Here is a 560-nt window from a genome sequence, read left to right on the forward strand (position 1 = left end):
TGATGCGGCACCCGTACGTGCTGCAGCTGATCATGGACTCGCTGCGGTACTGGGTGACCGAGATGCACGTCGACGGATTCCGCTTCGACCTCGCGGCCACCCTGGCGCGGCAGTTCCACGAGGTGGACCGGCTGTCGGCGTTCTTCGACCTGATCCAGCAGGACCCGGTCATCAGCCGCGTGAAGCTCATCGCGGAGCCGTGGGACGTGGGCGAGGGCGGCTACCAGGTGGGCAACTTCCCGCCGCTGTGGTCGGAGTGGAACGGCAAGTACCGTGACGCCGTACGGGACTTCTGGCGGGCGGAGGAACACACGCTCGGCGAGTTCGCCCTGCGCCTGACCGGCTCCTCCGACCTCTACCAGCACAATCGGCGCCGCCCGCGCGCCAGCGTCAACTTCGTCACCGCGCACGACGGGTTCACCCTGCGTGACCTGGTGTCGTACAACGACAAGCACAACGAGGCCAACGGCGAGGGCAACCGGGACGGCGAGAGCGACAACCGGTCCTGGAACTGCGGCGCCGAGGGCGAGACGGACATGCCCGGCGTGCTGGAACTGCGC

1 pseudogene is annotated in these 560 nt (G+C 68.0%); it reads left to right on the plus strand.

Annotated features, from left to right (window positions below):
• Positions 1 to 560 (plus strand): annotated as a pseudogene (locus M8J74_RS20285) (glycogen debranching enzyme); the annotation flags it as partial.

Source organism: Streptomyces panaciradicis, assembly GCF_023516615.1.
Classification (GTDB): domain Bacteria; phylum Actinomycetota; class Actinomycetes; order Streptomycetales; family Streptomycetaceae; genus Streptomyces; species Streptomyces panaciradicis.